A 14,479-nucleotide genomic window follows, 5' to 3' on the forward strand; every position below is an offset into this window, starting at 1 on the left:
AAAAATATGGATAGTTTTGAACAATTGAAACAAGAGATAATGGTAGATAGTGATAATAAAAAATACACGGATGTAGGAATTGAACCGTTATTTTCTACGCCAAAAACAGCTAAAATATTAATCATAGGTCAAGCTCCTGGTATTAAAGCTCAAGAAAGTAAGATCTTCTTCAATGATAAAAGTGGGGTTAAACTTCGCGAGTGGATGGGAATAGATGATGAAATATTTTATAAATCTGGTTTAATAGGTGTAGTTCCAATGGATTTCTATTATCCTGGTAAAGGTAAAAGTGGGGATTTACCACCAAGAAAAAACTTTGCCCCAAAATGGCATGTTAAAGTTTTGGAACTCATGCCTAATCTAGAACTTATTGTTCTTGTGGGAAAATATGCACAAGATTACTACTTGGGAAATGAAAAAAAACAGAACTTAACGGAAACTGTATATAATTATAAACAGTACTTGCCACGTTATTTCCCAATTGTTCATCCTTCACCATTAAATTTCCATTGGCATAATAAAAATCCATGGTTTATTCAAGAAGTAGTGCCAGAACTGAAAAAAAGGGTGAAGGAAATACTACAGAAATAAATTATTAAAAATAAAAGCTGAGGTAACTTGAAGATTTCTATGAAATCTTGATTTCGAGTTACTCTCAGTCTTTTTAATTTTCTATTATTTCAAATCTATTCTGCTCACCGTAATATATAAGCAGCGAAGATAGTATTGTTTCTAATTGTTCTAAATTATCTGTTTTTAAGTTAATTTCTGCCTTACCAGAGATTACATTAAAAGCATCACCGCTTTTTACAGAGATTATCTCTATATTTTTATATTTTGTAGTTTTTCGTACAAATTCACTAGCTATAATAGTAGCATCAATAGCTTCGTGAGGTTCGGCTCCGTGTCCACCTTTACCAAAAATATTAACTAAATATGTATGCATATCTATTGTTCCTCCTTAAGATTTTTAATTACATTAGCGGAATCAAAGGCTAGTGTTAAGAATATTGAAGCTGTTTGTTTCATGACTTCTTCTTCAAAATCAAAATTTGGATGATGGTGTGGATACTTAGCGAATGTAGAATTACCGGCACCGATTAAGAAAAATGCTCCTGGGACTTCTTCAACGTAATAAGCAAAATCTTCACCGATCATTAACGGTTCAATTTCCAACTGTTTAATATCTGGAAGAATCTTAGAGGTTGCTTTTTGTATTTCTACTGTTCCTTTTTTATGATTTATAAGAGGTGGATAACCTCCGTAGTAGATAAATTCTATATTAGTACCAGAATATTCATTTTCTAGAGCTTTGCATAAGTTTTGAAGTTTAGTTAGCACCATTTTATGAAGTTCTTTATTGAAATGTCTAATAGTTCCAGTAATACTTGCTTCTTCAATAGAACTCTCTAATTTTCCTAAAGTGATAACAAGTGTCTCTCTCGGTTTAGAAAATCGTGAAACTATTTGTTGAGTCATACTAACAAATTCTGCAGCAATAATATTTGCATTTCCCTTAGTGTTGATTTTCACTTCGAATCTATCTGCAGCGGCACACAGTTCACTATAACTATAGCCTAATGTTCCAAGTGGAAGTGGTGTCCAAAGATGGGCACCGAATATTGCATCAACACCTTGTAAACAACCAGCATCTATCATAGGTTTTGCTCCACCTGGAGCTTGTTCTTCTCCGTATTGGAAAATTGCGACAACATCGTGAGGAAGTTTTTTTTGATAATCCATTAAAACTTTACATGTTGCAAGTAATGCAGTTGTATGTCCATCGTGCCCACAAGCATGCATTGCATTAGGAATTGTAGATTTGTAAGGAGTATCTTTTGCATCATTTATAGGTAGAGCATCAAAGTCTGCTCGAAAAGCGATTGTTTTTGAAGAATCTTGTCCTTTTATTCTTGCAACTACACCATTTAAGCCGACTTTTGTTTTAATATTAGTAATACCAATTTTTTCTAAATATTCTTTAATGAATCTCGCTGTATTTTTTTCGTTAAATGAAACTTCAGGATGCATATGCATATAGCGACGAAGTTCAATCATTTCTGGATAAAATTTTTCAAGTTCATCTTGTATAATTTTTTCAATCATAAAAACCTCCAGATTACTTTTATTAATTATAAATACAATTATAGCATAAATATTTTAATTAATAGAGAATTATTAAAGAAAATGTTTTCAATTGTTTTTTATTTTTGATATAATATGGATAAAATAGATACTAGTAAAACTCAATTCGGGGGTGGGAACATGGATACATTAGATTAATAGAGAGATTTTATTAAAAAGGAGTTTATGTATGCAAATATTAAATATTAAAAACATAGAGTTTGAAAAACAAGGGAAGATATTATTCAAAATTGAAAAATTGAGTATAAATACTGGTGATATTATTGGTTTAATAGGGAAAAATGGTTCAGGGAAGACAACTCTGTTAAAATATATAGATGACTATCTTAAAGATGAAAATAACATTTCATCAGAGTTTTTAGAATTTGGAGAAAATTCTCTTCTTAAAAAAAGTGGAGGGGAAGTTGTTGTGAACAAGATTAGAGGTAGTTTATTATCAAATGTTGAATTATATTTACTAGACGAACCATCAACATACTTAGATTATAATAATGCTAACAAAATAGCTAATCTTATAAAAAGAACTCCAGCGACCTTTTGTATAGCAAGTCACGATAGAAATTTCTTAAATAATGTTTGTACTAAGTTATGGATAATCGAAAGTAATACTGTGAGAGAATTTAATGGAAATTATCATGAGTACAAGCTACAAGAAGAAATTGAAAATACTGAATATGAGGCTGAACTGCAAAAGTACAATAAAGAAGTTAAGAAGATAAAGAAAAGCATCCAAGAGATGAAAGAGGAACAGAAGAAGAAATCTGGAAAGCCAAAGAACATGAGTGGATCAGATTATAGAATTATAAGTGTAAAAAATAAAATTTCAAAAAACGAAAAAAGGTTACAGAAAAAAATATCAAGACAAGAAGATAAGTTGCAGGCTAATATTAAACCTAAGCCATTAAAAGATAAGTATGATATTGAATTTTTAGAGATATTTAAGGAAACTCATAACAAGAGTTTTTGTATTGATGCGAAAAGCTGTGAAATAGATGGGAAGTTTCTCTGGTCATCACCTGGTTTTTCTTTTTCTAGTGGTGATAAGATTTTAATTAAAGGAAAAAACGGTTCGGGGAAAACTACTTTTCTAAATTATGTGAAAGAGTCCATTCCTATTTCTTTACAAGTAGCATATTTTGAACAAAATAACTTCGATATTTTTAAAGAAGAAAAAACATTGTTTGAATTTGTGAAAGAATCTACTACACTAGATGTTATAGAACTTAGAAATATACTAGCTTTACTAAATTTTAGAGGTGATGATATCAATAAGAAGATATCAGTTTTAAGCAAAGGGGAGAAAGTTAAACTTTATTTTGTAAGTTTACTTTTTAGAAAAACAGACGTACTGTTATTAGATGAGATAACTAACTTCTTAGATGTTGTTGCGATAGAAGCGATAGAGAAGATATTAAATAAATATCCTGGTATACTAATTATGGTCAGTCACGATATGGAATTTATCGATAATGTTGCAACTAAGGTTATAAACATTACGAATAAAGAAGTACTGAAATTCGAATAAATTATAAAATAATGAAACTATTTATGAGGACAATTATGATAAAAATTATTATAGCTGCATTCTTAATATTAGGTTTCGTTTGAGCTGAGTTTGCTAGTGCTAGATGGAAAGAAAAGGATGAAGATGAATAAAAAGAAAAGTGGATTATTGGAGACATTTAATTGCTCCAATAATCCATTATAAATTTGACAAATCTCATATTATGGTATATAATATTGATAATTTGAATAACACATCTTTAATGTGATCCAGAGAGGTCAGCAAAGATTTATTAATTGGAAAACCAAGTTTATTTATGCTGTCCTGCTCAATAGAGTAGGCTTTTTTTTGAGGTGAAGTATGAAAAAACGAATTCTTTTCGACGAAACAATGATTTCTAGAATGATTACCAGAATTGCTAATGAAATAATCGAACAAAATAAATTAGATGATATTGTTTTAGTAGGTATTCAAACTAGAGGGATTCATATCGCCAAAAGATTGAAACAAAAAATCAAAGAAATTGAAAATACTAATATTCCAGTAGAAACACTTGATATAAAATTCTATCGAGATGATTTAGAAAAAATAAGTGAAGAACCGGAAATAAAAGTTTCACGTTTTAAACTTGATTTGACAAACAAAGTTGTAATTATTGTAGATGATGTTCTTTATACAGGAAGAACCGTAAGAGCAGCGATAGATGCTATTATGGATGCTAGTCGTCCAAAAGCAATTCGCCTTGCGATTCTTGTAGACAGAGGACATAGAGAGCTGCCAATTAGAGCAGATCATATCGGAAAAAATATTCCTACTTCAAGAAAAGAAAATGTGAAAGTTCATTTGAATGAAGTAGATGATGTTGAAGAAATATTATTAATTTAAATATAAAATCTTTTTAAGGTAGTCCAGAGAGGCTAACAAGGGATTGAATTTAAAGTTTATACTTTATTTGAGTATAGCTATATTTAGGTATAACTATGCCCAGATAATAACTTGAATTTAATAGTTGATGAACAGTCATACCTTGTAGCCAGATGGATACAAGGTATTTTTTTATACAAAATGGAGGAAGTACTATGAGAAATATAGTAAAAATGTCGGATTTAACAAATGAAGAAGTTTATCAACTGATAGAAAGAGCTTTAGAGTTGAAAAATGGTAAACAAGTAGAGCCAAGAGAAGACTTATATATAGCAAATTTATTCTTTGAAAACTCAACTAGAACGAAACATAGTTTTGAGGTAGCTGAGCATAAACACAGATTAAATGTTATTAATTTTGAAGTAGCAACTTCATCGGTAAATAAAGGTGAAACTTTATACGATACTTGTAAAACATTAGAGATGTTAGGTTGCAATATGTTGGTTATTAGACATGGTCAAGATGCTTACTACAATGAACTGACTAACTTGAATATTCCGATTTTAAGTGGAGGAGATGGTAGTGGAGAACACCCAAGTCAATGTTTACTTGATCTAATGACAATGTATGAGAAGTTCGGAACATTCGAAAATCTTAATGTAATCATCGCAGGGGATATTAAAAATTCTCGTGTAGCAAGAAGTAATTACAACATGCTTACAAGATTAGGGGCAAGAGTAAGATTTGTTTGTCCTGACATTTTCAAAGACGAGACACTTGGAGAAGTAGTAGACTTCGATAAAGTAGTTGGCGAAGTTGATGTTTGTATGCTACTTAGAGTTCAACATGAAAGACATGACTCTAAAATGGGACTAAGTAAAGATGAATATCATAATAACTTTGGATTAACTAAAGAGCGCTATGAAAGATTAAAAGAATCAGCAATAGTTATGCATCCGGCACCTGTTAATAGAGATATGGAAATAGCTTCGGAACTAGTTGAAGCACCTAAATCAGTAATCTTTGAACAGATGAAAAATGGGATGTTCATGAGACAGGCAATGATAGAAAAAATAATTAAAGATAATAATTTATAAAGAGGAGAAGCATATGTTACTTTTAAAAAACGGTAAAATTTTAGAAAATGGTGTATTAATAGAAAGAGATATTTTAGTTGATGATAAAAAAATCGTAAAAATCTCTGAGAATATCGAAGAGAGTGGAGCTAAGGTATTGGACTTAGAAGGGAAATTCGTTTCACCAGGATTTATAGATGTTCACGTACACTGGAGAGAGCCAGGATTTGAATATAAAGAAAACATTTACCATGCTTCAAGAGCGGCAGCTCGTGGTGGATTTACTACAGCGATGCCTATGCCAAACTTAAATCCAGTACCAGATAACTATGAGAACCTAAAATTACAACTAGATATTATCGAACGCGATTCAGTAATCAGAGCAATACCATTTGGAGCTATAACAAAAGGTGAAGAAGGAAAAGAATATGCTGATTTCGAAGAATTAGCTGAGCATGTGTTTGCCTTTAGTGATGACGGTAGAGGAGTACAGGATGCTAACATGATGTATGAATCTATGATAGTTGCTGCTAAATTAAATAAAGCAATCGTAGCTCACTGTGAAGATAACTCATTAATCCGCGGAGGATGTATGCACTGTGGACGTAGAAGTCGTGAATTAGATTTACCAGGAATCCCTTCAGTATGTGAAAGTGTTCAGATTGCACGTGATGTTCTTCTAGCTGAAGCAGCAGGCTGTCACTACCATGTTTGTCACGTATCTACTAAAGAATCAGTAAGGGTAGTAAGAGAAGCGAAGGCAGCAGGAATTAAAGTAACTTGTGAAGTATGTCCTCACCACCTAATAAGTGATGAAATGGATATTCCAGAAGATAACGGAATGTGGAAGATGAATCCACCGCTAAGAGCACGTGAAGATAGAAATGCTCTAATCGCTGGTTTATTAGATGGAACAATCGACGTTATAGCAACAGACCACGCACCACACGCTACTCATGAGAAAGACTTATCGATGAGAAAAGCTGCATTTGGAATTGTTGGAAGTGAAACAGCATTCAGCCAACTTTATACGAAATTTGTAAAAACAGGAGTATTCTCACTAGACTTACTAGTTAAATTGATGACTGAAAAAGTTGCAGATACTTTTGATTTACCATATGGACGTTTAGAAGGAGGTGGTTTTGCAGACTTAGTAGTAATCGACTTAGAAAAATCACTGAAAATTGATCCGGAAAAATTCTTATCTAAAGGTAGAAATACACCGTATGTAGGAGAAGAAATTTATGGAATACCAGTATTAACACTATGTGAAGGTCAAGTTGCATACAAAGATAGTGAAGTATTTGAAGTTTAAAAAATAAAAAACTTAGAAAGAGAGAACAAAGATGTACAGTTACGATAGACAACTAATTTTAGAAGATGGAACAGTATATAAAGGATATGGATTTGGTGCTAATAAAGCACTAGCAGGAGAGGTAGTGTTTAACACAGGTATGACAGGCTATCAAGAAACACTTTCTGATCCATCATACAATGGACAAATAGTAACATTCACTTATCCATTAATCGGAAATTACGGAATCAACAGAGATGATTTTGAGACAATTAATCCTAGTATTAAAGGACTTATCGTTAGGGAAGTTTGTAAAAAACCTTCTAACTTTAGAACAGAATACAGTTTAGATGAGGTATTAAAAGAGCTTAACATTCCAGGGATTTCTGGAATTGATACACGTAGTTTAACAAGAAAAATAAGAGAACACGGTACAATCAAAGGAATAATTACTGACCTTTGCATGGATCCGGAAGAACAATTAGAAAATCTTAGAAAAACTGACTTACCAACGAACCAAATTGAACAAGTTTCAACGCAAAAAGCTTTCTTATCTTCAGGAAATGGATATAGAGTAGTACTAGTAGACTTTGGTATGAAATCAGGAATACTAAGAGAACTTAATGAACGTAATTGTGATATCGTTGTTGTACCTCATAATGTAACTGCTGCAGAAATCTTCAGACTTAATCCAGATGGAATTATGTTAAGTAATGGACCTGGAGATCCAGAAGATGTACCAGAAACAATTGAGATGCTTAAAGAAGTTATGCCGAAAATTCCAGTTTTTGGAATTTGTATGGGGCACCAACTTATTGCATTAGCATCAGGAGCGAAAACATACAAACTTAAATTTGGTCACCGTGGAGCTAACCACCCAGTTAAAAACTTAATAACTGGAAAAGTTGATATTACTTCACAAAACCATGGTTTCAGTGTTGATATCGAATCATTAAAAGATACAGATTTAGAGCTTACACACTTATCAGTGAATGATAAAACATGTGAAGGAGTACGTCATAAAAAATACCCAGTATTTTCAGTACAATATCACCCAGAAGCATCACCAGGACCACACGATCCTAACTACTTATTCGATCAGTTTATAGATTATATGAGAGAATTTAAAGAAAACAAATAGGAAATAACCTGAGAAATTATAGAGTATCGATGCAAAATTAAGGAGAATAAAAATGCCAAAACGTAATGATATAAAAACAATACTAGTAATAGGATCTGGACCAATTACAATAGGTCAAGCAGCAGAGTTTGACTATGCTGGGACTCAAGCGTGTCTGTCTTTAAGAGAAGAAGGGTATGAAGTTATCTTAGTTAACTCTAACCCAGCGACAATAATGACTGATAAAGAAATTGCAGATAAAGTATATATGGAACCTTTAACTCTTGAGTTTGTAAGTAAAATTATCAGAAAAGAAAGACCTGATGCATTACTTCCAACATTAGGAGGACAAGTGGGGCTTAACCTTGCGGTAGAGTTACACAAAAGTGGAATCTTAGATAAATACGGAGTTGAATTACTAGGAACGAAATTAAGTTCAATCGAACAAGCAGAGGATAGAGAATTATTCCGTGATCTTATGAATGAACTTAATGAACCAGTTCCAGAATCAGCGATTATTACAACTTTAGATGAAGCGAGAGAATTTGTGGCTGAAATAGGATATCCGGTAATTGTTCGTCCTGCCTTCACTATGGGGGGAACAGGTGGAGGTATCTGTTACAACGAGAAAGATTTAGAAGAAATCGTAAGTAGTGGATTACACTATTCACCAGTTACTCAATGTCTATTAGAAAAATCTATCGCTGGATTTAAAGAAATTGAATACGAAGTAATGCGTGACTCTAACGATACAGCGATTGTTGTATGTAACATGGAAAACATTGATCCTGTTGGGATTCACACAGGGGATTCAGTAGTAGTAGCACCTTCTCAAACATTAACAGACAGAGAGTACCACATGCTACGTAATGTATCATTAAAAATTATTAGAGCTTTAAAAATTGAAGGTGGATGTAACGTACAACTTGCACTTGATCCAGATTCATTCAAATACTATATTATCGAAGTTAATCCAAGGGTATCACGTTCATCAGCTTTAGCATCAAAAGCTACAGGATATCCGATTGCGAAAATTGCAGCGAAAATTGCTGTAGGATTAACTCTTGATGAAATTATAAACCCAGTTACACAAAATTCGTATGCTTGTTTCGAACCAACACTTGACTATGTAGTAAGTAAAATCCCACGTTTCCCATTTGATAAATTTGAAAATGCGGATAGAAAATTAGGAACACAAATGAAAGCTACTGGTGAAGTAATGGCGATGGGTAGAACTTATGAAGAAAGTTTACTAAAAGCTATTCGTTCATTAGAATATGGTGTGCACCACCTTGGACTACCTAATGGAGATGATTTCACATTAGAAGAAATTATTGACAAGATTAAACAAGCCGGAGATGAAAGATTATTCTTTATTGGAGAAGCTTTAAGGCGCGGACAAAGCACAAAAGATATTCATGATATTACAAAAATTGACATGTTCTTCCTAGAGAAAATGCAAAATATCATTGATATCGAACATGAGTTAAAAGACAATGTTGGAAATGTAGATTTACTAGAATATGCTAAAAAATACGGATTCTCTGATAAGGTAATTGCCCATAGATGGGGAGTGACAGAAGATGATATCTACAACCTTCGTCAAGAAAATAAAATAACACCAGTATTCAAAATGGTTGATACATGTGCAGCTGAGTTTGTTTCAGAAACTCCATACTTCTATTCAAGTTATGAACAAGAGGAAGAATCAATCGTTAGCGATAAGAAAAAAATTGTTGTCCTAGGATCTGGTCCTATCCGTATCGGACAAGGTGTAGAGTTCGATTATGCTACGGTTCATGCAGTAATGGCGATTAAAGATGCTGGTTACGAAGCAATCATTGTTAATAACAACCCAGAAACAGTTTCTACAGACTTTACAATCTCTGATAAACTGTACTTCGAGCCATTAACTGAAGAAGATGTTATGGCGATAATTAATCATGAAAATCCACTAGGGGTTGTAGTGCAATTTGGTGGACAAACAGCGATTAACCTAGCAGCTAAATTAGAAAAACACGGCGTGAAAATTCTAGGTACTGCTTTAGAAGAAATCGATAATGCAGAAGATAGAGATAAATTTGAAGAATTATTACATAAACTAGATATTCCACAACCACTTGGAAAAACTGCATTTGATGTAGAAACAGCAGTTAAAAATGCAGAAGAAATTGGATACCCTGTATTAGTAAGACCATCATACGTACTAGGTGGACGAGCTATGGAAATAGTATATGAAGAAGCTGAATTACGTCGTTATATGAAGACAGCTGTAAAACTTACACCAGAACACCCAGTACTAACTGACAGATATTTAGTAGGTCGTGAGATAGAAGTAGATGCTATTAGTGATGGTGAAACAGTAATTATTCCAGGTATTATGGAACACATCGAAAGAGCAGGGGTTCACTCAGGTGACTCAATAGCGGTATATCCACCTCAAACCCTAACAGAAGGTGAAAAAGCTAAGTTAATAGAATATACAATTAAATTAGCAAAAGGATTAAACATCGTTGGATTATTAAATATTCAATATGTAATAAGTAAAGGTGAAGTATTCGTACTAGAAGTTAACCCACGAAGCTCAAGAACTGTACCATTCTTAAGTAAAATCACAGGAGTTCCAATGGCAAAACTTGCTGCTGGAGCTATCATTGGAGAAACTCTAAAATCTAAAGGATATGAAACTGGATTATTACCAGAAGCACAGAATGTTTACACTAAAGTACCGGTATTTAGTTTCCAAAAACTAAAAGATGTTGATACTACTCTTGGACCTGAGATGAAATCAACTGGAGAAGTAATGGGAAGTGATAGAACTCTAGAAAAATCACTTTACAAAGGACTTCTTGCAGCAGGAATCAAAGTAAGTGATCAAGGAAATATCTTATTCACTATTAGTAATGATGATAAAGAAGAAGCATTAAATATAGCAAAACGATTCTTCGATTTAGGATATAACCTATTAGCTACAGAAGGAACAGCTAAGTACTTAGATGAACATGGATTAAGAGTTACTCCAGTAGGAAAAATTAATCAAAGTGATTACAGTGTACTTGATGCTATATATAATGGAGATGTGGATGTAGTAGTAAATACTACTTCAAAAGATAAAGATGTAACAAAAGACGGATTCAAGATTCGCCGTGTAGCGAGTGAGCAAGAGGTTGTATGTTTAACATCATTAGATACAGCAGATGCGCTACTAAAAGTATTAGAATCAATATCATTTGATATATTACCACTATAAAATAAAAAATGATGAAGAAGGGGAAATTTTTTCCCTTCTTCTTACAGAAGGAGCATTTGGATGGATACTTATTTAGCAACAGTAATTAGTAATGAACAAATTGCAGATAAAATATTTAGAATTGAATTGCAGGGTGATGTAGTTGAAGAAATGAATACACCTGGACAATTCGTAAATATTAAAGTTAGCAATAGTTATGAATTTTTATTAAGAAGACCTATTTCAATTTGTGAAATTAATAAAGAAAAAAATACATTTGTCATGGTCTACAGAGCAGATGGAGCAGGTACTAAGAAAATATCTGAATTAGAAGCCGGTGATTTAGTAGATGTATTAGGACCATTAGGAAAAGGATATGATGTTTATACACTAGAAAAAGGGCAAACTGCATTGCTAGTAGGTGGAGGAATTGGAGTTCCACCGTTATATGAATTAGCAAAGCAATTTAGAAAACAAGGGATAAACACAGTACATATTTTAGGTTTTAATAATGTGAAAGATGTGTTTTATGAAGAAAAATTTGCAGAGCTTGGTACAACTTATGTTGCTACTGCTGATGGAAGTTACGGAGAAAAAGGTTTTGTTACTGATGTTATAAAAAATTATAAAGTTGACTATGATAAGTATTATAGTTGTGGTCCATTTGCTATGTTAAAAGCATTAACTAAGATGGATGAAGAAAAGATGGGGTATATTTCTTTAGAAGAAAGAATGGCTTGTGGAGTAGGTGCATGCTATGCATGTGTTTGTGAAAAAATCGATGGTTCGATCTCACGTGTATGTTACGATGGACCTGTATACGATTCGAAAGAAATAGCATTATAGGAGGAATTTATGAGCGAAAGATTACGAGTAAAATTACCAGGATTAGATTTAAAGAATCCTGTAATGCCTGCATCAGGGTGCTTTGCATTTGGTTTAGAATATGCTAACTTTTATGATTTAAGTAGACTTGGCGCAATCATGATTAAGGCAGCAACAAAAGAACCACGTTTTGGAAATCCTACACCACGCGTTGCTGAAACTTCTAGTGGGATGCTGAATGCCATAGGATTACAAAATCCAGGAGTTCATGAAATAATGGAAACAAAACTTAAAGAATTAGAAAAGTATGATGTTCCTATTATTGCTAATGTGGCAGGAAGTGAAATAGATGATTATGTCTATGTAGCGGAGCACATAAGTAAAGCGCCGAATGTTCATGCATTAGAGTTAAATATATCTTGTCCTAATGTTAAGCATGGAGGAATTCAGTTCGGAACAGATCCTGAAACAGCAAAAAACTTAACTAGAAAAGTAAAAGAGGTATCTAGTGTACCTGTTTATGTGAAACTTTCACCTAACGTTACCAACATCGTAGCGATGGCAAAAGCTGTCGAAGAAGGAGGAGCTGACGGTATTACAATGATAAATACCTTAGTAGGTGTAAGGCTAGATAAAAAGACTGGAAAACCAATAATTGCGAACGTAACTGGAGGATTATCAGGACCTGCGATTAAACCTGTAGCTATAAGAATGGTTTATCAGGTGAGTCAAGCTGTAAACATTCCTATTATAGGTATGGGAGGAATTATGGATGAGTGGGATGTAATTGACTTTATCTCAGCTGGAGCGAGTGCGGTAGCAGTAGGTACAGCGAATTTTGCAGATCCATATGCTTGTCCAAAAATTATCGATAAGTTAGAAGCGGCCCTTGATGAACTAGGTGTAGAACATATACTAGAACTTCGTGGTCGTGCATATAAATAAAAAGGAGAAATATTATGAATAAAGATGTAATAATAGCGTTAGATTTTCCAACTTTGGAAGACACTTTAAATTTTTTAGAAAAATTTGGTGAAGAAAAATTATTTGTAAAAGTTGGGATGGAATTATACCTACAAAATGGACCTGTTGTTATTGAAAAAATTAAAGAATTAGGACATAAGATATTCTTAGATCTTAAACTACATGATATTCCTAATACAGTTTATGGTGCGACAAAAGGTTTAGCAAAATTCAAAGTTGATATTCTTACAGTACATGCTGCAGGAGGTTATGAAATGCTTAAAGCAGCAAAACGAGGAATGGTCGAAGGCGGTAGTGTAGATACTAATGTAATAGCGATAACACAATTAACTTCGACATCAGAAGAAGCGATGAAAGACGAGCAACTAATTGCTGTATCTTTAGAAGAGAGCGTAATTAATTATGCTAAACTAGCTAAAAAAGCAGGACTTGATGGAGTAGTTTCATCAGTTTGGGAAGCAAGATTAATTAAAGAAAACTGTGGAGATGACTTCTTAAAAGTAACTCCAGGAATAAGATTGGAAACAGATGAAGTTGGAGATCAAAAACGTGTAGCAACTCCAACTGTTGCTAACGAAGAAGGAAGTACACATATCGTGGTTGGTCGTTCTATAACTAAATCGCAAAATCCACTTGAAGTTTATAAACTTATTAAAAGTCAATTCGTAAAATAATATTAGACATACAGCTAACATAAAGGAGAAGAACATGGCATTAGAAAGAAAAATAGCAAAACACTTATTAGATATTGAAGCAGTGGCATTAAGACCAAATGATTATTTCACTTGGACATCTGGAATTAAATCACCGATTTACTGTGATAACAGAATTACAATGTCATATCCTGCTATTCGTCGTGAGATAGCAGCTGGTATGAGTGAAGTAATTAAAGCTAAATTTCCAGAAGTAGAAGTAGTAGCTGGTACTGCAACAGCAGGTATTCCTCATGCTGCATGGGTAAGTGAAGTATTAGATTTACCTATGATCTACGTTAGGGACTCAGCTAAAAAACACGGTAAAACAAATCAAATCGAAGGTAGATTACTAGAAGGACAAAAAGTTGTTATTATTGAAGATTTAATCTCAACTGGATTATCTTCATTAAAAGTAGCCAAAGCTTTAGAAGAAGCTGGGGCAGTAGTCTTAGGAGTAGTAGCAATATTTAGTTATGAACTTAAGAAAGCACAAGATGCCTTTGCAGCAGATAAAGTAGAGTACCACACTTTAACTAACTACAACTACTTAATCGAAGAAGCTGTAGTGAGTGATTATATTAAACAAGAAGATGTAGAAAAACTTCTTGAGTGGAGAAATAATTTATAATAAAAGTTCTTTATCGGATTGAGATTAGTTTCAAGGAAATAAAGTAATATTAAAGATGTAGCTTAGATGAAAGTTTTAAGATACATCTTTTTATATTATCATTTTTAATTTGATA

General features: G+C 33.0%; 13 protein-coding genes. 11 read left to right on the forward strand and 2 right to left on the reverse strand.

Annotation, left to right across the window (positions count from 1 at the left end):
- The first annotated feature begins 6 nt into the window (after positions 1-6).
- Positions 7-591, forward strand: a complete 585-nt coding sequence (locus GEMHA0001_RS04680; protein ID WP_004264315.1) for a uracil-DNA glycosylase family protein — start codon at positions 7-9, stop codon at positions 589-591.
- Positions 592-664: 73 nt separating this feature from the next.
- On the opposite strand, the gene GEMHA0001_RS04685 is transcribed toward GEMHA0001_RS04680, so the two are convergent.
- Together GEMHA0001_RS04685 and GEMHA0001_RS04690 are read right to left on the reverse strand one after the other, a co-directional pair.
- Positions 665-946, reverse strand: a complete 282-nt coding sequence (locus GEMHA0001_RS04685; RefSeq protein WP_003144652.1) for a peptidase dimerization domain-containing protein — start codon at positions 944-946, stop codon at positions 665-667.
- A 2-nt stretch (positions 947-948) separates the two neighbouring features.
- Positions 949-2,106 (reverse strand): M20 metallopeptidase family protein, encoded by a 1,158-nt coding sequence (locus GEMHA0001_RS04690; RefSeq protein ID WP_003144672.1) that lies wholly within the window; start codon positions 2,104-2,106, stop codon positions 949-951.
- A gap of 208 nt (positions 2,107-2,314) precedes the next feature.
- Here GEMHA0001_RS04690 and GEMHA0001_RS04695 point away from each other — a divergent pair, with 208 nt between their 5' ends.
- The 10 genes from GEMHA0001_RS04695 (at position 2,315) to pyrE (ending at position 14,364) form a co-directional block, all read left to right on the forward strand.
- A complete protein-coding gene (locus GEMHA0001_RS04695; protein WP_004264328.1) occupies positions 2,315-3,670 on the forward strand; it encodes an ATP-binding cassette domain-containing protein in 1,356 nt (451 codons plus the stop codon).
- 339 nt (positions 3,671-4,009) lie between these two features.
- Entirely contained in the window at positions 4,010-4,534 is a 525-nt protein-coding gene (gene pyrR / locus GEMHA0001_RS04700) for a bifunctional pyr operon transcriptional regulator/uracil phosphoribosyltransferase PyrR (RefSeq protein ID WP_004264393.1), read from the forward strand.
- 194 nt (positions 4,535-4,728) lie between these two features.
- Positions 4,729-5,610, forward strand: coding sequence for an aspartate carbamoyltransferase catalytic subunit (locus tag GEMHA0001_RS04705; protein ID WP_003144695.1), 882 nt, complete (start codon positions 4,729-4,731; stop codon positions 5,608-5,610).
- Between the two features lie 13 nt (positions 5,611-5,623).
- Positions 5,624-6,904 carry a dihydroorotase gene (locus GEMHA0001_RS04710; protein WP_004264480.1) on the forward strand — a complete coding sequence of 427 codons (1,281 nt, stop codon included), beginning with the start codon at positions 5,624-5,626 and terminating at the stop codon, positions 6,902-6,904.
- Between the two features lie 31 nt (positions 6,905-6,935).
- Positions 6,936-8,024 carry a glutamine-hydrolyzing carbamoyl-phosphate synthase small subunit gene (gene carA, locus GEMHA0001_RS04715; protein ID WP_003144720.1) on the forward strand — a complete coding sequence of 363 codons (1,089 nt, stop codon included), beginning with the start codon at positions 6,936-6,938 and terminating at the stop codon, positions 8,022-8,024.
- Positions 8,025-8,076: 52 nt separating this feature from the next.
- Complete coding sequence (gene carB, locus GEMHA0001_RS04720; protein WP_004264433.1) at positions 8,077-11,253, forward strand: carbamoyl-phosphate synthase large subunit; 3,177 nt, start codon at positions 8,077-8,079, stop codon at positions 11,251-11,253.
- Positions 11,254-11,313: 60 nt separating this feature from the next.
- The gene (locus GEMHA0001_RS04725; protein WP_004264286.1) at positions 11,314-12,078 is read left to right on the forward strand and encodes a dihydroorotate dehydrogenase electron transfer subunit; all 765 of its coding nucleotides are present in this window, start codon (positions 11,314-11,316) and stop codon (positions 12,076-12,078) included.
- A gap of 9 nt (positions 12,079-12,087) precedes the next feature.
- Positions 12,088-13,002 (forward strand): dihydroorotate dehydrogenase, encoded by a 915-nt coding sequence (locus GEMHA0001_RS04730; RefSeq protein WP_003144655.1) that lies wholly within the window; start codon positions 12,088-12,090, stop codon positions 13,000-13,002.
- Positions 13,003-13,016: 14 nt separating this feature from the next.
- Positions 13,017-13,715 (forward strand): orotidine-5'-phosphate decarboxylase, encoded by a 699-nt coding sequence (gene pyrF / locus GEMHA0001_RS04735; RefSeq protein ID WP_004264339.1) that lies wholly within the window; start codon positions 13,017-13,019, stop codon positions 13,713-13,715.
- 34 nt (positions 13,716-13,749) lie between these two features.
- Positions 13,750-14,364 (forward strand): orotate phosphoribosyltransferase, encoded by a 615-nt coding sequence (gene pyrE, locus GEMHA0001_RS04740; RefSeq protein ID WP_004264368.1) that lies wholly within the window; start codon positions 13,750-13,752, stop codon positions 14,362-14,364.
- Positions 14,365-14,479 lie beyond the last annotated feature (115 nt).

The sequence above is a fragment of the Gemella haemolysans ATCC 10379 genome (assembly GCF_000173915.1).
GTDB classification, from domain to species: Bacteria; Bacillota; Bacilli; order Staphylococcales; family Gemellaceae; genus Gemella; species Gemella haemolysans.